The 16,839-nt window shown below is 35.1% G+C and carries 19 protein-coding genes; 15 read left to right on the top strand and 4 right to left on the bottom strand.

What is annotated here, in order from left to right; all coding sequences use genetic code 11:
* Positions 1-79: 79 nt before the first annotated feature.
* Both EKM63_RS01465 and EKM63_RS01460 read right to left on the bottom strand, forming a co-directional pair.
* Entirely contained in the window at positions 80-1,309 is a 1,230-nt protein-coding gene (locus EKM63_RS01465) for a M20/M25/M40 family metallo-hydrolase (RefSeq protein WP_125703000.1), read from the bottom strand.
* 322 nt (positions 1,310-1,631) lie between these two features.
* Positions 1,632-1,826: a hypothetical protein gene (locus tag EKM63_RS01460; protein ID WP_125702998.1), complete on the bottom strand. Its 195-nt coding sequence runs from the start codon at positions 1,824-1,826 to the stop codon at positions 1,632-1,634.
* Positions 1,827-1,978: 152 nt separating this feature from the next.
* Here EKM63_RS01460 and EKM63_RS11520 point away from each other — a divergent pair, with 152 nt between their 5' ends.
* Entirely contained in the window at positions 1,979-2,110 is a 132-nt protein-coding gene (locus EKM63_RS11520) for a hypothetical protein (protein WP_263852848.1), read from the top strand.
* A 44-nt stretch (positions 2,111-2,154) separates the two neighbouring features.
* Here the strand turns inward: EKM63_RS11520 and EKM63_RS01455 are convergent, their stop codons facing one another.
* Positions 2,155-2,661, bottom strand: a complete 507-nt coding sequence (locus EKM63_RS01455) for a YbaK/EbsC family protein (protein ID WP_125702996.1) — start codon at positions 2,659-2,661, stop codon at positions 2,155-2,157.
* A gap of 190 nt (positions 2,662-2,851) precedes the next feature.
* Here EKM63_RS01455 and EKM63_RS01450 point away from each other — a divergent pair, with 190 nt between their 5' ends.
* From EKM63_RS01450 to EKM63_RS01415, 8 genes are all read left to right on the top strand, one after another.
* Entirely contained in the window at positions 2,852-3,034 is a 183-nt protein-coding gene (locus EKM63_RS01450; RefSeq protein ID WP_125702994.1) for a hypothetical protein, read from the top strand.
* A 108-nt stretch (positions 3,035-3,142) separates the two neighbouring features.
* The gene (locus tag EKM63_RS01445; protein ID WP_125702992.1) at positions 3,143-3,535 is read left to right on the top strand and encodes a hypothetical protein; all 393 of its coding nucleotides are present in this window, start codon (positions 3,143-3,145) and stop codon (positions 3,533-3,535) included.
* Positions 3,536-3,614: 79 nt separating this feature from the next.
* Positions 3,615-4,592 carry a 50S ribosomal protein L11 methyltransferase gene (prmA, locus tag EKM63_RS01440; protein WP_164504878.1) on the top strand — a complete coding sequence of 326 codons (978 nt, stop codon included), beginning with the start codon at positions 3,615-3,617 and terminating at the stop codon, positions 4,590-4,592.
* A complete protein-coding gene (locus EKM63_RS01435) occupies positions 4,573-5,322 on the top strand; it encodes an RsmE family RNA methyltransferase (RefSeq protein WP_125702988.1) in 750 nt (249 codons plus the stop codon). Before prmA ends, EKM63_RS01435 begins: the two co-directional genes overlap by 20 nt.
* A 3-nt stretch (positions 5,323-5,325) precedes the next feature.
* Positions 5,326-5,664: a hypothetical protein gene (locus EKM63_RS01430; RefSeq protein ID WP_125702986.1), complete on the top strand. Its 339-nt coding sequence runs from the start codon at positions 5,326-5,328 to the stop codon at positions 5,662-5,664.
* A gap of 89 nt (positions 5,665-5,753) precedes the next feature.
* Complete coding sequence (locus EKM63_RS01425) at positions 5,754-7,991, top strand: RelA/SpoT family protein (RefSeq protein ID WP_125702984.1); 2,238 nt, start codon at positions 5,754-5,756, stop codon at positions 7,989-7,991.
* A complete protein-coding gene (gene dtd, locus EKM63_RS01420; protein WP_125702982.1) occupies positions 7,991-8,428 on the top strand; it encodes a D-aminoacyl-tRNA deacylase in 438 nt (145 codons plus the stop codon). The genes EKM63_RS01425 and dtd overlap by 1 nt, the downstream gene beginning before the upstream one ends.
* A gap of 2 nt (positions 8,429-8,430) precedes the next feature.
* Positions 8,431-9,066 (top strand): HAD-IA family hydrolase, encoded by a 636-nt coding sequence (locus EKM63_RS01415; RefSeq protein WP_125702980.1) that lies wholly within the window; start codon positions 8,431-8,433, stop codon positions 9,064-9,066.
* 41 nt (positions 9,067-9,107) lie between these two features.
* Here EKM63_RS01415 and EKM63_RS01410 read toward each other — a convergent pair whose 3' ends face one another.
* Positions 9,108-10,412: an N-acetylmuramoyl-L-alanine amidase gene (locus EKM63_RS01410; RefSeq protein ID WP_125702978.1), complete on the bottom strand. Its 1,305-nt coding sequence runs from the start codon at positions 10,410-10,412 to the stop codon at positions 9,108-9,110.
* 372 nt (positions 10,413-10,784) lie between these two features.
* Between EKM63_RS01410 and hisS the strand changes: the two genes are divergently transcribed.
* From hisS to EKM63_RS01380, 6 genes are all read left to right on the top strand, one after another.
* The gene (gene hisS / locus EKM63_RS01405; RefSeq protein WP_125702976.1) at positions 10,785-12,056 is read left to right on the top strand and encodes a histidine--tRNA ligase; all 1,272 of its coding nucleotides are present in this window, start codon (positions 10,785-10,787) and stop codon (positions 12,054-12,056) included.
* Positions 12,056-13,831 carry an aspartate--tRNA ligase gene (gene aspS, locus EKM63_RS01400; RefSeq protein WP_125702974.1) on the top strand — a complete coding sequence of 592 codons (1,776 nt, stop codon included), beginning with the start codon at positions 12,056-12,058 and terminating at the stop codon, positions 13,829-13,831. The genes hisS and aspS overlap by 1 nt, the downstream gene beginning before the upstream one ends.
* Before the next feature lie 135 nt (positions 13,832-13,966).
* Complete coding sequence (msrB, locus tag EKM63_RS01395; RefSeq protein WP_263852847.1) at positions 13,967-14,407, top strand: peptide-methionine (R)-S-oxide reductase MsrB; 441 nt, start codon at positions 13,967-13,969, stop codon at positions 14,405-14,407.
* Positions 14,407-14,925 (top strand): peptide-methionine (S)-S-oxide reductase MsrA, encoded by a 519-nt coding sequence (msrA, locus tag EKM63_RS01390; RefSeq protein ID WP_125702971.1) that lies wholly within the window; start codon positions 14,407-14,409, stop codon positions 14,923-14,925. Before msrB ends, msrA begins: the two co-directional genes overlap by 1 nt.
* A 117-nt stretch (positions 14,926-15,042) precedes the next feature.
* Complete coding sequence (locus EKM63_RS01385) at positions 15,043-15,921, top strand: YitT family protein (protein WP_125702969.1); 879 nt, start codon at positions 15,043-15,045, stop codon at positions 15,919-15,921.
* Positions 15,922-15,936: 15 nt separating this feature from the next.
* Positions 15,937-16,839, top strand: coding sequence for a deoxyribonuclease IV (locus EKM63_RS01380; RefSeq protein ID WP_125702968.1), 903 nt, complete (start codon positions 15,937-15,939; stop codon positions 16,837-16,839).

The raw sequence follows: 16,839 nt of genomic DNA, 5'->3' as shown, positions 1-16,839 counted from the left end.
CTGCCATGAAAAAATAGTTCAATTAAAAAAGCTCTCACGTCTTGATAGAAAAACTATCAGAGTGAGGGCTTTTATTTTATTATGCTAAATATTTTTTAGCAATCTGCTTGTAAATTTCAATATATTGTAAGTAATCATCTTCGAAAACATATTCATTTATCTGATGGGCACTTTCGTTACCGGGACCTGCAACAATAACATCTAAATTGTGATTTGCGGCAACAAATTGCGAAGCATCTGTACCACCAGGTGCACCAACGACGACATTCTTTTGTTTCCAAATATTTTCGTAAACATCGCGACCAATTTTAACTAATTTAGAATTTAAGTCAGTCTTTACCGGCCAGTTACTACTATCAACAACTAATTCAAGATTCATTTTAGGATCGGCATCGTTCATTTTATTGATCAAGTTTTGAATTTCTTCAATGATTTTGTCGTTATTGAATTCAGGGATAGTTCTTAATTTAACACCCATTTCTGCATAATCTGGAATTGTGTTTGGTTGATCACCGGCGTTCATAACTGTTACTGCTGGAATTGTTTTACCAAGCATATCGTCTTCAGCTGATGTTAAAGTCTGGAAATACTTCTTTTGTTCATTATAGTAAGCAATCAAATTATCCAAAGCATTGATACCAGCTTGAGGCATTGAACTATGAGCTGCTTTACCATGAGAAATTACTCGATAGTCGACTGAACCTTTGTGAGCGGCAAAGAATGAGTGACGGCCAAATTTATCTGGGTTTGGTTGTGCAATATTCAACATTCCACTACCAACTAATTTATTGATCACTAATTGAGACGATCCATTACTTGGTTCGCCGACGATCAAAGCACTCAAATCATCCGCATAACCTTTTTTAGATAATTGTTTGGCACCGATTTCGCCTTTTTCTTCACCGACGGTTGCCATGAATTTAATGTTGCCGTTAAAATCGGAATCCTCTTTCAGTTCAATCAAGGCAATAGCAAGTGCAGACAATCCACTTTTCATATCTGCAGCACCACGACCAATGATTTTTCCGTCGATGTGTTTTGGATTAAAAGGTCCATAGATCCATTTGTCCTCTTCAACTGGGTCGACAACATCTTCATGTCCGGTAAATCCTAAGATTGGTCCCTTGTCATTATTTTTGAGAGTGGCAATCAAATTAACTCTTTTTGGATCAACTTCATCTAGCTCGACAGGTATATCATGCTTTTCAAACAATGATTTTAAGTAGTTTGCAACCAGGACTTCATTGCCGTTAACAGTATTCAATTTAATAACGTCGTCTAAAATAGATAATCTCTCCGCTTTCTCCATATAAAATGCCTCCAGTATTTGATGTTTAATATCTGTATACTGTTAAGTATAATATTAAATAAATGAAAAAGTATTGAATCTTATCATTATCTACACAATATTGGAATGTGGTGATTACATGAATTTATTAATGAAAATTGATCGTTGGATAGGATATTTGTTGGTTGCGGTCGGCATATTAAGCCTGCTGTTCAATTGGTTTTCCAGACAATCCTCAATAATATATATTTTGATTGGACTAATGTTATACGTTATTTCCGCCACGGCTGACAAATCAAAACATACTAAAAAATGACACTCAATAATTGAGTGTCATTTGTGTTTAATTTACTTTTCTGCGTCCTTCTGGTGTGAAGCGGGCACGTTGACGGGCCAATCTAAATTTGCGATATAAGTAGTAGCAAAGTCCCACAGCAGCTACAACGGTAATAATGGGGATGCCTATGTATATGAATAATGTTGCGACAACTGCAAGAATCAAGAACCATTTAATAAGTCCTAAGAATGTATCTAGCAATTAATGTTCTCCTTTATAAATCAGATTGTTAGAATATCATAATCCATTCTATTGCAAAGTCAAGATATTTGTTGACTTTAAATTATATCGGAGTATAGTAACCTTTATCGCTACCTCTCAGAAATACGGAACATAAAGGAGGCGTGAATAATATGAAATATAGAATTCTTTTAGACATGAAGGATCAATTATTCACAGCAGTTGATATTAAAGATAGCAACATCTATGGCAATGGTACAACCATCGAACAAGCAATCAATAATTTAAAACAAAAAGCTGCTTAATATATAAGGGTTAGATCATAATGATCTAACCCTTTTTTAATGCCTTATTCAGGTTCAACTACCGCAAAATCTCCAAATGTTGCATTAACAACTTTTGCTAAATCGTGTGGTTCAACAATCAGAGAATAACCAACTTTTCCGGCGGAGACAACAATTTTATCCGCTTTATCGGCTTCATTATCGAAGTAAATAGGGTAGTTATGCAAAGAGTGGATTCCTACCGGACTATTTGCACCATGTTCGAAGCCACTTGTTTTAACAAGATCTTTTAATGGAACCATTCCTATTTTTTTATTGCCTGAAAGCTTTGCGAGCTTTTTATAGCTAACATGTTTGTCTAGTGCTACCATGCCAACAAGGGGACCGGTCTTGTTTCCTGTCAACACTAGGGTTTTATAAATTTTATACCCCTCACGTTCGTTCTCGTTTGTAACTATTTCTTGTGTGTCGCCTTTGGTTTCAGTTTCAAACATTGTAGGGATATATTCGACTTTTTCTTTATCAAGTATCTTTTCAACAAGTGTTTTTGATACTTTTTTCTTTTTACCCATAATAATCACCGCATCTTTGATAAATATTTTAATGAATCTTTCTATATAATCATATCAAACTTGTAAAGCTTTAGAACCATTTGTATATGAATGAATTTAATCCTAGCTGAGAAATATTTAATAAAAAATCTCTCGATTATTACTGTTGTTATATAATAATTACTTGGAAATATAAAGGAGAAATAAGAAAATGAGCTTTTTTAGTAAAAAGAAACAAGAAATTGATCCAGCTGATAATGACTTTTCCAAGATTTCTAACGAAATAAAAAACAGTCCAGAAAAACTAAGTGAAGCACAAAAATTATTTAAAAATAATGAATCCTTGCGGAAAAGAGCGACAGGTCTGGATTCTCAACAAGATAAGTCAAAATAAGAATAAATTAGTCATAATGTGAAATAATTATATAATTAGTTAAAAATAATCTTTATTATAAGAAATAATTATGATATATTATAAAAAACGAAAATAAGAGGTGACATTATGACTAACAAAACAGCTATTCTTGAAAGAAATGTATTTTTAGAAAGATTTGTGACTTATCGTGAAGTTTTTAGCGAGTACTATAAAACAATGAGTTTGATCGACCGAGGAGAAGCATTGACTTATGAAACATATTCGAGACTAACTGATAATTTCTTATTAAATGTCAAAAACTTTGTTAAGCTATGTGAATCCTTCATCGAAAAACATAATTTACAAAACTCTCGAATTGAAAGAAGTTTAAACAATTACTTTATTAATCTGATTGAAAGCTTAAAATGTATGGATTTAGACAAAAATACATTTGATAAGGGTTACCTTAAGACAGCCAAATGTAAGGTGATCAAGTCAGAAAATTCATTTGTTAAATCCATTGGAATTGATTTAATTTAACGGACGTTTCTTATAACGTCTTTTTTTTATGTCATTTATCTAGTAATCTTATAAGTAACGTAATATGGAGGATAATTATATGAAATGGCAAAAAATAAGTGTTGAGATCCCAAATGATTTTGACGAAGAGATTATTTCAGATGTTCTGATGAAGGTTGGTGCACAGGGGACTGAAATAATTGATAACGATGATTCCTCTATACAATTTGAAGGCGAGTTTGGTAAATACGGTGAGGTTTACGATAAAAAGCCCAAATTACCATTCGTAACTGTAAATGCCTATTTCAGTGAGGATGACTTTAAACCTGAATTTGTTGAAAATCTTAAGGCTGAAATTGACGATTTGAAGAATTATGGCTTTGATACTTCAAAAATAAATATTAAACAAACTAAAATGGACGATGCTGATTGGGAAAATAATTGGAAGCAGTATTACCATCCAGTTCACTTATCTAGATATCTGACTGTCGTGCCAAATTGGGTCGATTACCAACCTAAGCATGATGATGAAAAGCTGATCGTAATGGATCCTGGTAAATCCTTTGGAACTGGTACTCACGCTACGACATATACTTGTATGCAAGCACTAGAATTGATACTAGGTGATGCAGACTCACTTTATGATGTCGGAACTGGTTCAGGAATTTTATCTATCCAAGCCAGAAAATTAGGCGTTAAAGATATAACAGCTTTTGATTTGGACCCAGAGGCAGTTGAAGCTGCTCGTGAAAATTTGAAATTAAATGATGATTGTACTGACATTAAAGTTTTCGAAAATTCACTTCTTGATGGTGTTGATGGAAAAGTTGATGTCATTGTTGCTAATATTTTGGCAGACATAATAATGCAGTTTATTCCAGACATAGAATCACATTTGAATAATGATGGTTTCGTTGTATTATCTGGTATCATTAATGAAAAAGAACAAATGATCACTGACAAATTAAAAGATTTAGGGTTTGGTGTTCTAGAGGTTTTCCATTTACAAGGATGGTCAACCATGATCGTTAAAAGAATAAAAGACATCGAGGCGCAAGATGGAGCAATACTTCGTTGATACAACAATTGATCAAGATTCGTACATATTAGATGATAAGGAACAATTTCATCACATTATTACCGTATTACGTCACCAACTTGGAGATGTAATTTATTTAGTAGACAATAATACAAATTTATTTGAAGCGACTTTAGCCAATGTAGTGGGAAAAACGGCAATTTTTGATGTTAAAAAAAGTGACATTGCCACAACGGAACTTCCTATTAAAGTAACTATTGCTTGTGCGTTATCCAAAAAGGACAAGGTTGAATGGATCACTCAGAAATCTACAGAGTTAGGTGCGACTGACATCGTATTTTTCAATTCGCAGTATTCAGTTATGACTTGGAAAGGTAATGTAGTCGACCGAAAACTGGAAAGACTTCAAGAAATTGCCAAAAATGCTGCCCAACAGTCGAAACGTCGGATGATTCCTAAGGTGTCATACTTAAATAAATTTGCGGATTTGACCAAGTTGGATGCAGATTGTAAATTACTTGCCTACGAAGAATCAGCCAAGAATGGTGAAACTAGTGCACTTGATCGTTCACTGACTAATGAAATTAAATCAGTAATTGGTGTATTTGGTTCAGAAGGTGGAGTTTCTCCCGATGAAGTCAACTTGCTTCAAGATGCTGGTTACACTTCTGTTGGATTAGGACCAAGGATTCTGAGAGCTGAAACTGCTCCCATGTACCTACTATCAGTGCTATCCTATAATTATGAATTACGAATGAATGAGGAATAAATTTTGAAGAATCTCTGGAATGAAGTAAAAAAATCTAAAACGACTTATATTGCATTAATCTCAATAGTATTGGTATTCATTGTGCCAATATTATTCAATTTGTTTCATTTGGGTAGAAGTAATCGAATAATATTCCTATTCTTTATTATCAATGTGTTCTTTTCTGCATTTATCGGCTGGTTCGCAAAAAAATATCAATTGTCATTTTATAATTTAGTAATTTTTCCGATAATTTTTGTCGTCAGTGTATTCGCTAAATACGGGAAATATGGTTATTTTTTGGCTGGTATTTATTTAGTATTAAGTATTTTGATATATTTCTTATTCGATGATAAAAAGTAATTGTGTTTTATTTTGTAATACAAGATAATGATATATAATTAAAAGCACTCAATGAGTGCTTTTTGTTGTAAGAAAGAGGAGTGATTAGGATGAAAAAAAGAGAAGATTATACTCCTGAGGAAGTTCTCGATATTTGTCGAGAATATATGAACGATGAACATGTGGAGTTTGTCAATAAAGCCTATAACTTTGCTGCATATGTACACAAGGAACAAAAACGTGCTACAGGCGAACCATACATCATTCATCCTACTCAAGTTGCACAAATTTTAGCCTCTCTTCATATGGATCCATACACTGTCGCTGCGGGATATTTACATGACGTAGTCGAAGATACCAATATTACTCTCGGGGATGTCCAAGAGCTATTTGGTGAACAAGTCGCAACAATTGTTGACGGTGTTACCAAAATTAGTAAATATAAATATCATTCCCATCAAGAGCTATTGGCTGAAAATCACCGTAAGATGCTGATTGCCACTGCAAAAGATCTCCGTGTCATTATGGTCAAATTAGCTGATAGACTACATAATATGCGGACATTAAAGGCGTTACGACCAGATAAGCAACGCCGAATTGCGACTGAAACTTTGGAGATTTATGCTCCACTAGCTGATCGTTTAGGTATCAGTAAGATCAAATGGGAATTGGAAGATTTGTCTCTTCAATATATCAATCCACAACAGTACTATCGAATTGTTCATTTGATGAATAGTAAACGTGAAGAGCGTGAAGGATATATTACTGAAGCAATCGATTACATCAAGACCAGCGTCGATTCATTAGGTATCAAGTACGATATTTATGGTCGTCCAAAACACATTTATTCTATTTATAAGAAGATGCGTGATAAGCACAAACAATTTTCTGAATTGTATGACTTATTGGCAATTCGTATTGTCGTTGACACAGTCAAGGATTGTTATGCAGTTTTGGGGTCGATCCACTCAAAGTGGAAACCTATTCCTGGACGTTTTAAGGATTATATTGCTGTTCCAAAGACAAACGGCTACCAATCACTCCACACAACGATTATTGGTCCTGGTGGTCAACCACTTGAAGTTCAGATCAGAACTCATAAAATGCACGATGTGGCTGAATATGGTGTTGCAGCGCATTGGGCATATAAAGAAGGTAATTTTGATGGCGTTCATCTAGACGATGATGAACAAAAGATTGAAGTTTTCCGTGAAATTCTTGAATTACAAGAAAACTCTGATAATGCTGCTGACTTCATGAAATCAGTTAAAGGTGAAATCTTTAATGACAGGGTGTACGTATTTACTCCACAAGGTGAAGTTATTGAATTGCCAAAGGGCTCAGTTCCTTTGGACTTTGCCTATCAGGTCCACACTGAAGTTGGAAGCCACTCAGTCGGCGCAAAGATAAATGGCAGAATGGTTCCGCTGAACTATCAGCTGAAGAATGGTGACATTGTTGAAATGTTGACATCCGCCAATGCCAAACCAAGTCGTGATTGGGTAAAACTAGTTTATACATCACGTGCTAGAAATAAAATCAAACGATATTTTAGAATCAAAGATCGTGAAGAGAATATTGTTTTAGGTCGTGAAATGATTGAAGATCAATTAAAAAATCAATCGTTATCAGCCAAAAAGTTTTTAGATAAATCTCATTTGGAGAGTGCGGTTGAGCGCTTTAACTATACTGATGTTGATGAATTGTTTAATGCAGTGGGATATGGTGAATTGTCGCCACTGAACGTTGTACATAAGCTTGTCAATGAGGATCCTGAGAATAAAAAAGAAGCCGAACGTAAGGAACTCGAAGAAAAAGTTATCACTAACGAAGATAAAGATACTAAGAAAGCTCCGAGTGAATACGTTCAAAATAAGATCCAAAAAGAGCGTAGTAACGTTAATAACAGTATCTCTGTTCAAGGCATCGACAACTTACTGATTCGGTTAGCAAAATGTTGTAACCCTATTCCTGGTGATGAAATTGTCGGATATATTACAAAGGGTAGAGGATTAACGATCCATCGTGCTGATTGTCCAAATGTTCAAAGTGAAGAAGCTAAACGTCGTTTTATTGAAGTGAGCTGGGACAATGTTACTAGCGAGAAACGTTATATTGCTGAACTAGATATTTATGGATTTAATAGAAATGGATTGATCAACGATATTCTTCAAGTTATCAATTCAACGACGAATGCACTCAACAATGTTAACGGCCGAATCGATAAGGATAAAATGGCAGTCGTTCATGTGAGTGTTGGTGTTAATAATAAAGCACATCTGGATCAAATCATTTCAAAACTGAATAGTGTTCCTGATGTTTATCAAATTAAAAGGACGATTGAATAATGAAATTAGTTATCCAACGTGTCTCACAAGCTAAAGTATCTGTAGATAACAAAATCCTTGGTCAAATTGATCAAGGATTTTGTTTGTTGGTTGCTTTTGCTGATGAAGACAACGATGAAACAATTGAATATATGGCGAGAAAAGTTGCTAATATGAGAATATTTTCTGACTCAGATGATAAGATGAACTTGTCCATTTTAGATGTGGGTGGAAAAATATTATCCATTTCTCAATTTACTTTGTACGCTGATACAAAACATGGAAACAGACCGAGTTTTACTGGCGCCGGAAATTTTGAAACGTCTAAAAATAAATATGATCAGTTCAACCAAGCGCTTGCAAACCATGGTTTACAAGTTGAAACTGGGGAATTTGGTGCTGATATGCAAATTGATTTGACTAATGATGGGCCAGTGACCATTTTAATGGAGCGATAAAAATGAAAAATATAGTATGGGATTTCGACGGAACCATTGCCAATAGTTATCCAGGGATGGTAATTGCAGTACAAGAATCCCTGAAGAATAATTTTGATATTGAACTTTCAAGGGATACGATTTACAAGGATATCAAAGAGACATCAATCAGAAAATATGTGAATGAATTGTTTTCGGATGATGATCATTATAGCCAGGATGTTGCTAAAAATGTCAAAATCTTCTATGAAGATTACAAATTGATAGAAAGAAAATATCAAGATAGAATCCAATTGTTGCCGCATGCACTACAAGCTTTAAAATACTTGAGTGAGGCAGGGGATAGACAATTTATTATTACGCATCGAGATGAATCTATTCATGAAATTGCGAAGAACTTAGAGATCAGCCAATTCTTTGAAGAAATCGTCAGTGTTGCTGATAACTTTGAGCGAAAACCCGATTCCAATATGTTGGATTATCTGATGGAAAAATATCAATTAGATTCTGATGATATTTATGTTATTGGAGACAGAAAAATTGATATTGATTTTGGGCATTCTATCAATGCGCATACAATCTTGTTAGACGAAATTGGTGGAGATTATTCACAAGAATATACGATTGGTTCATTAGCTGAAATTAAAAATATTATCTAAAAAAAAGCACAATTCGAAAAATTCGAATTGTGCTTTATTATTTATTGAAAATAATTTTTCAATCCAGCAGTAACAGCTCTTGCGACTTGTTCTTTATATGCTTCTGAATTGATATGTTTATAGTCAGATTTTGAATTTATATAGCCTAATTCAAGTAAAACGGAAGGCTGACTATTGTAATGCAGAACGTAAAGATCTTTTTGTTGAGTACCACGATTCTTAATTTTCAGCGCCTTTAGTTGATCATTTAAACTAGTTGCCAGTTTGCCATCTTTACTATTTTCATAGTAATAGGTGGTGATACCAGAGCCAGCATCTGCGGATGTGGAAGAATCAAAATGTAAACTGATGTACGCATCGGCTTCAATTTTACTTGAAAGTCTAGCTCTATTTCCTAGTGATTTGGTGGCATCTCCATCTCTAGTCAAGATAACTCTTGCACCAGTCTTTTGAAGTTGCTTTTTGATTTCTTGTGCATAGGCTAAGGTGAAGTTCTTTTCATAGGTTTTTTTCTTAGATTCAGCACCAACATCTGTGCCACCATGACCAGGGTCAATAACGATTGTTGCTTCTGATATATTGGTTGCTGCAGATTTGACAGCGTCTTTAGTACCGGTAACAGTGACTACCCAGCTAGCCACGTATCCAACTGAACCGTCGCTATCACGAACTTTATACCACTTACCATTTTTGCCAAGGTAATCAAATGATTTTCCAACATTAACAGTTTTGACTATTCGACCATTGGAATTAGGATCAATTCTCAATTTCGTACTTGGTTGTGTAACGGTAACCTTCTTTATATCGCTGCTGTTGGATGATTTCGAAGAAGTGCTTTCACCGGATGTTTCTTGAGTTCCTTGAATGAATTCAGTTTTGACCCATCCAGCGGTACCTTTATACAGTATTTGAGTCCAATCTTTTTCTTGGTACATAATTGTAACTTTATCTGATTGGGAGATAGTTCCGAGTACGGCACTGGTAGCATCAGCATTTTTGAAGACAGTCGTATTCTGAACTTTAATGATTCCAACTTTATTGGTGGTTGAACTCACATCAGTATTATCCAGTAACCAACTAGCGACCCAGCCGATTTTGTCACCGGCAAGTCTGACCTCATACCATTTATTTTTTTCGGATATTATCGATAACTTATCACCTTTTTTTACTTGCCCCATATTTGCATAAGATAGGCCAGGGCCAACTCTGACGTTGACAGAATCAGATTTCACATTAACAGCATTAGCATTTGCTAAAGCAATAGTTGACCAACTTGAAATACAGATCAAAAAGATGACGGCGACGATTATTTTATATTTTTTCAAAAAGTTCCAAAATTTTTTCATATAAAACATTCCTTTTTTGCGCCATGAACTAAAGACAGTTTTTCTCATACTTTATATAGTACTAAATTTTCAACAACATGTGGGAATCAAACTCCAATTTTATGGAAAATTTGATAATTTAATTGTGCTATTTTTTCAAGTGAAACTTGACAAGAGGGCTGTTTTTGATTAGTTTATAACTATGTTATTTAATCAAATACACTTTACTTCACAGAGAGTCTGAGAGCTGAGAACAGACAGTAAACAATTTGAGTGACGAATCAAAAACGTATGGCAGGCGTTAACTGTAGAAAAAAACTAGGTGGTACCGTGCCAAAAGCACCCTTGTCTCATTCATGACAAGGATGCTTTTTTATTTGAAGGAGTATATATATGCGTTATCAAAAACCAAAAGGAACAATGGATATTTTGCCTGATGAATCAAGTAAATGGCAATATGTCGAAGATGTAGCAAAGAATGTCTTCAATAGATATCGTTTTTCTGAAATCCGAACACCGATTTTTGAATCATATGAAGTTTTTGAACGATCATCTGGAGATACTTCAGATATCGTGTCAAAGGAAATGTATGATTTTAAAGATAAAGGTGACCGTCATCTTGCACTTCGTCCCGAAGGAACAGCAGGAGTCGTTCGTGCGTTCGTTGAAAATAAGCTTTATGGTCCTGAACATATCAAGCCTTACAAGGTTTGGTACAAGGGTCCAATGTTTAGATATGAACGTCCACAATCAGGTCGTCAACGTCAATTTCACCAAATTGGTGTTGAAGCATTCGGATCGAATTCTCCCGAGCTAGATGTTGAAGTAATTTCAATGGGCTTGGAGTTTTTAAATGAATTGGGTATCAAAAACCTAAAAGTGGCTATCAATACATTAGGTGATCCCGAATCAAGAAAGAACTATCATCAAGCTTTAGTAGATTATTTTACGCCATTTAAGGATGAATTAAGTGATGACTCAAAGGTTCGTTTAGAGAAAAATCCTTTGAGAATTTTAGATAGTAAAGATAAAAATGACCAAAAATTTGTGGCTGATGCTCCATCTATTTTGGATTACCTTAATGATTCATCTAGAGAAAGATTTGAGTATTTGAAAAACCTACTTGATGACTTGAATGTTAACTACGAAGTAGATCCAACAATGGTCCGTGGTTTGGATTATTACAACCATACTATTTTTGAATTCATGGTGACTGATCCAGCTTTCAATAATAAAGAAATCACAGTTTTAGCTGGTGGAAGATATAACGGATTAGTCGAAGAATTAGGTGGTCCAGAAACACCCGGTATTGGTTTTGGATTAGGTGTTGAAAGATTATTGTTGTTGTTGGATAAAGATTTAGATCTTTCAAAGAACTTAGACATCTATCTAGTTACAATCGGTGAAAAAGCCGAAAAAGCATCTGTAAAGATTTTGTCAGAGTTAAGAAAAGCTGGTTTTTCAGCAGATAAAGATTATTTACAACGCAAAACAAAGGCTCAATTTAAGACAGCAAATAACCTTAATGCTAAGTACACAGTTACTATCGGTGATAATGAGTTAGAAAATGATACAGCAAATGTCAAAAATATGGCTACTAGTGAAGAACATGCTGTATCACTAGAAAAATTATCTGAAGAACTTAAGAAAATCGAGGATAAATAATGGAAAAAAGAACAGATTATTGTGGAAATATTGATGAGCAATACGTTGGTAAAACTGTTTCCTTAGATGGATGGGTTCAACGACGTCGTGATTTAGGTGGATTGATTTTCGTTGACCTCCGTGATTATCGTGGAATTGTTCAGTTGGTATTTAATAATGACGACAGTGATATTTTTGCCAAAGCAGAAACGCTTCGTTCAGAATATGTCATCAATGTTATCGGTACAGTTAGAGAACGTGGTGAAAAAGCAGTTAATCCACATATGAAAACCGGTAAGATCGAAGTTGTAGTTGAAAAAATTGAAATCCTGAATAAATCCAAAACTCCACCTTTCGAAATTGCTGATGATATTGATACAACTGAGGAAACGAAACTTAAATATCGTTACTTAGATTTCCGCCGTCCTGAAATGCAAAAAGCTATCAGAACACGTGCTCAAATCAAGCATTCCGTAAACGAATACTTGTACGATAACGGATTTATTGATATTGAAACTCCAAACCTTGGAAAATCATCTCCAGAAGGTGCTCGTGATTATTTAGTACCATCTAGAGTTTATCCAGGCAGCTTTTACGCATTACCACAATCACCACAACTATTTAAACAACTATTGATGGTCGGTGGTTTTGACCGTTACTTCCAATTGGCTCACTGTTTCCGTGATGAAGATCTACGTGGAGACCGTCAACCAGAATTCACTCAAATCGATATTGAAACAAGTTTTATGTCTGCTGAAGAGATTCAAACCGTAACAGAGGGATTGATTGCTCGTGTTATGAAAGATGAAAAGGGTATTGATGTTAAATTACCTTTCCCAAGAATTGAATGGGACGATGCAATGGCCCGTTTTGGTTCTGATAAACCCGACGTACGTTTTGGAATGGAACTACAAAACTTAAATGATATTTTTGCAGATTCAGAATTCAAAGTCTTCAAAGGCGCAATCGATAACGGTGGAGAGGTCAAAGCAATTGTTGTAAAAAATAATGCTGACAAATATTCACGTAAGAATATCGATACTTATACTGAATATATCAAACGCTTTGGTGCCAAAGGATTGGCTTGGGTAAAATATAATGAAGACAAGCTAACTGGTCCTGTTGCTAAATTCATCACTTCTCATGAAGATGATTTAGTTGAACGTCTAGGATTAGAGAATAATGATCTAGTTCTGTTCGTCGCAGATAAGAAAAAAGTTGTTGCCGATGCATTAGGTTACTTGAGAACTGCTATTGCTAAAGAGCTTAAACTTTATGATCCAAATGAATTTGCTTATGTTTGGGTTGTAAATTGGCCATTATTCGAATATGACGAAGGAATTCAAAGATGGACAGCAGCTCATCATCCATTTACAATGCCTAACGAAGAAGATGTTCATTTCTTAAATGATGGCGAGGATCCACATAAAGCATATGCTCAAAGTTATGATATCGTCTTGAACGGTTATGAACTGGGTGGTGGATCGATTCGTATCCACAACCGTGAAATTCAAGAAAAAATGCTTAAGGCTCTTGATTTCACTCCCGAAAGAGCAAATGCCGAGTTCGGTTATTTAATGGATGCCTTGACTTATGGTTGTCCACCACATGGTGGGTTGGCAATTGGTCTAGATAGATTTGCCATGCTACTTTCTGGTAAGGAAAATATTAGAGATGTTATAGCATTCCCTAAGAATTCAAATGCTACCGAACCAATGACTCATGCACCTGCACGAGTTTCAGATGCTCAATTACAGGAATTAGGTATAGAAGTTTCAGAAAACGCTGAAAAATAATGAAAAAAAAGAAGCTATCTCAAATTAACTTTGAGGGCTTCTTTTTTTAATTAAATATTAATAAATGTGAGCAAAATATTAGTTTTGGCATCAAATATGTATATACTGTTTTATATACAAAGAGGAGTGATTCAGTTGGCAAAAGAATTTAAGAAGAATTTAGATAACTTGGATGAAATGGAATATATGGTTACTCAACATGCAACAACTGAAAAACCATTTAGCGGAGAATATGATAACTTTTATAAAAAAGGCATCTATGTGGATATTGCTAGTGGTGAACCACTATTCTCATCTGCTCAAAAATATGATGCTGGATGCGGGTGGCCATCATTTAGCCAACCAATCGCACAATTAAAAGAAAACCTGGATACTTCGATTGGTCATGAAAGAACCGAAGTTCGTAGTGGATCTGCAAATTCTCATTTAGGCCACGTTTTTAACGATGGCCCAGAAGAAATGGGTGGTATGAGATACTGCATTAATTCCGCTGCTCTAAAATTCATCCCTTATGAGGAAATGGATGAAAAAGGATACAGTGAATATAAGAAATATGTTGAGGAAGGCGATAAGTAATGAACAAAGAAACAGCTATTTTTGCGGGTGGATGTTTCTGGTGCATGGTCCATCCCTTTGATCAACAACCAGGTATTATTTCAGTAGTTTCTGGATATACTGGTGGACATGTCCCCAATCCAACATATGAGCAAGTTTGTTCCGAAACAACCGGACATACCGAAACGGTTGAAATAACTTTTGATGCAGATGTCATAAGTTATAAAGAATTGGTTAGTATTTATTGGACAGTTGCTGATCCAACTGATGCAACTGGTCAATTCCAAGATCGTGGAGACAGTTACCGCCCAGTAATCTATTATGCAAACGAAGAACAAAAAGAAATTGCTGAGAATTCAAAAAATGAATTAGCAAATTCTGGAGCATATGACGAACCAATCGTCACACAAATACAACCAGCAAAAGAATTTTATGTTGCTGAAGATTATCACCAAGACTTTTACAAGAAAAATCCAGAAAGATTTGAAATGGAAGAACGCGGTGGACGTGCTGAATTTATGGAAAAACATCAGAAGTAAAATCCACATTAAACGCCTTTATGTCGCATATTAAACAATCAAGAGAGTTATGTCACAACCCTCTTTTTTTGTGCTATGATTACATAGGTAAATTTTTTCTTAGGAGATTTTTTAGATATGGATGAACTCGATAAGTTGATTGAAAGACATCAAAGCTTATCAAAATTGTCAGTAGCGTTTTTGTATTCAATTACTGTATCAATTGCCGTTAATATGTTTTGGACACCAGGCGGGATCTACGGTTCTGGTATCACCGGTGCCGCCCAACTTATCTCTACAATTAGTCAACGTTGGATGCCATTTCAAGTTTCAACGGCTATTATGCTGGTTGTACTGAATGCGCCACTTTTCATACTTTCTTGGACGAAAATTGAACATAAGTTTACTATGTTTACTTTCGTCGCTGTTGTCCTATCGTCATTTATGATGCATTGGATACCACCTTTGAAGGTTACGGCCGATCCTTTGGTTTGTGCAATTTTTGGTGCTGTAGTCAATGGATTTGGTACAGGTATGGCCTTGAGAAACGGTATTTCTACAGGTGGCATTGATATAATAGGTATCATTCTACGCAAGAAAACAGGTAAAAGTGTCGGAACGATAAATATTCTCTTCAATCTACTTATTATTGCTCTTGCTGGTTTCTTGTTCGGTTGGGTCCACGCTTTGTATTCAGCTGTAAGTATTTTTATCAATGGTCAAGTCATTGACATGATATATAATAAAGATCAAAAATTACAAGTTATGATCGTTACTTCAAAGCCAAAAAGTGTAATTACTGAAATTCAAAATGAAATGCGTCGCGGTATTACTATCGTTCACGATGCTGAAGGTGCGTACAAACACGAAGAAAAGACAATTCTTTTCACAGTTATTTCTCGTGCTGAACAACATGAACTAGAAAATGCAATGGTGGATTCAGACCCTCATGCATTTGTCAGCGTAACTGACACTGTTAAAGTGTTGGGTAGATTTTATCAAAAGCATATATACTAAATCGGAGGTTTCAGGATGATAATAGGTTCTCACGTTGCCATGAAGGCACCAAATATGTTGGTTGGTTCTGCAAAAGAAGCACATAGTTATGACGCAAATGCCATGATGATTTTCACCGGTGCTCCTCAGAACACTCGCAGAAAAGATGTTTCAGAGATGAAGATTCCTGAAGGCCAAGCATTATTAAAGGAATATGGGATAAATCACATCATCGGACATGCACCATATATCATCAACTTGGGAAACACTGTCAAACCACAGAATCTTCAGTTTGGTATTGATTTTATGCGTGGAGAAATTCAAAGATGCGATGCTTTAGGTATTGAAGCATTAAGTTTTCACCCTGGAGCACATTTGAATAAAGGTCCAGAAGTTGCTTTAAAACAAATTGCTGAAGCACTTGACGAAATTATTACTGACGATCAAAAAGTTAGCATTGCAATTGAAACAATGGCTGGCAAGGGTACCGAAGTTGGAATTACCTTTGAACAAATTGCACAGATACTTGACCATTCACAAAAAAATGACAAGCTATCAGTTACGATAGACACTTGTCATATGAGTGATGCTGGTTATGATATCAAGAATGATTTCGATGGTGTATTGAATGAATTTGACCATATTATTGGGGTCGATAAAATATCTGTCGTGCATCTGAATGATTCCAAGAACGAACAAGGCTCTCATAAAGACCGTCATGATGATATTGGTTTTGGAACGATTGGATTTGATGCCTTGAATTATGTGGCACACCATGAACAGTTGAAAGATGTTCCAAAAATAATGGAAACTCCTTACGTTAAAAAAGATGAAAACGATAAAAAGGGGATTGCTCCTTTTAAACCTGAAATAGAAATGCTCAGAGCACAAAAATTTGATCCTGAAATGAAAGAAAAACTAATCAATCAAAAAAGCTAG

This window comes from Companilactobacillus mishanensis (assembly GCF_003946505.1).
Lineage (GTDB): Bacteria > Bacillota > Bacilli > Lactobacillales > Lactobacillaceae > Companilactobacillus > Companilactobacillus mishanensis.
This window is presented reverse-complemented; position numbering and strand designations above follow the sequence as displayed.

Bases quoted from the DNA above. Each gene is read 5' to 3' on its own strand.
- EKM63_RS01465 (WP_125703000.1), bottom strand. From the start codon at position 1,309: ATGGAGAAAGCGGAGAGATTATCTATTTTAGACGACGTTATTAAATTG.
- EKM63_RS11520 (WP_263852848.1), top strand. From the start codon at position 1,979: ATGAAATATAGAATTCTTTTAGACATGAAGGATCAATTATTCACAGCA.
- EKM63_RS01455 (WP_125702996.1), bottom strand. From the start codon at position 2,661: ATGGGTAAAAAGAAAAAAGTATCAAAAACACTTGTTGAAAAGATACTT.
- EKM63_RS01450 (WP_125702994.1), top strand. From the start codon at position 2,852: ATGAGCTTTTTTAGTAAAAAGAAACAAGAAATTGATCCAGCTGATAAT.
- EKM63_RS01445 (WP_125702992.1), top strand. From the start codon at position 3,143: ATGACTAACAAAACAGCTATTCTTGAAAGAAATGTATTTTTAGAAAGA.
- prmA (WP_164504878.1), top strand. From the start codon at position 3,615: ATGAAATGGCAAAAAATAAGTGTTGAGATCCCAAATGATTTTGACGAA.
- EKM63_RS01435 (WP_125702988.1), top strand. From the start codon at position 4,573: ATGGAGCAATACTTCGTTGATACAACAATTGATCAAGATTCGTACATA.
- EKM63_RS01425 (WP_125702984.1), top strand. From the start codon at position 5,754: ATGAAAAAAAGAGAAGATTATACTCCTGAGGAAGTTCTCGATATTTGT.
- dtd (WP_125702982.1), top strand. From the start codon at position 7,991: ATGAAATTAGTTATCCAACGTGTCTCACAAGCTAAAGTATCTGTAGAT.
- EKM63_RS01415 (WP_125702980.1), top strand. From the start codon at position 8,431: ATGAAAAATATAGTATGGGATTTCGACGGAACCATTGCCAATAGTTAT.
- EKM63_RS01410 (WP_125702978.1), bottom strand. From the start codon at position 10,412: ATGAAAAAATTTTGGAACTTTTTGAAAAAATATAAAATAATCGTCGCC.
- hisS (WP_125702976.1), top strand. From the start codon at position 10,785: ATGCGTTATCAAAAACCAAAAGGAACAATGGATATTTTGCCTGATGAA.
- aspS (WP_125702974.1), top strand. From the start codon at position 12,056: ATGGAAAAAAGAACAGATTATTGTGGAAATATTGATGAGCAATACGTT.
- msrA (WP_125702971.1), top strand. From the start codon at position 14,407: ATGAACAAAGAAACAGCTATTTTTGCGGGTGGATGTTTCTGGTGCATG.
- EKM63_RS01385 (WP_125702969.1), top strand. From the start codon at position 15,043: ATGGATGAACTCGATAAGTTGATTGAAAGACATCAAAGCTTATCAAAA.
- EKM63_RS01380 (WP_125702968.1), top strand. From the start codon at position 15,937: ATGATAATAGGTTCTCACGTTGCCATGAAGGCACCAAATATGTTGGTT.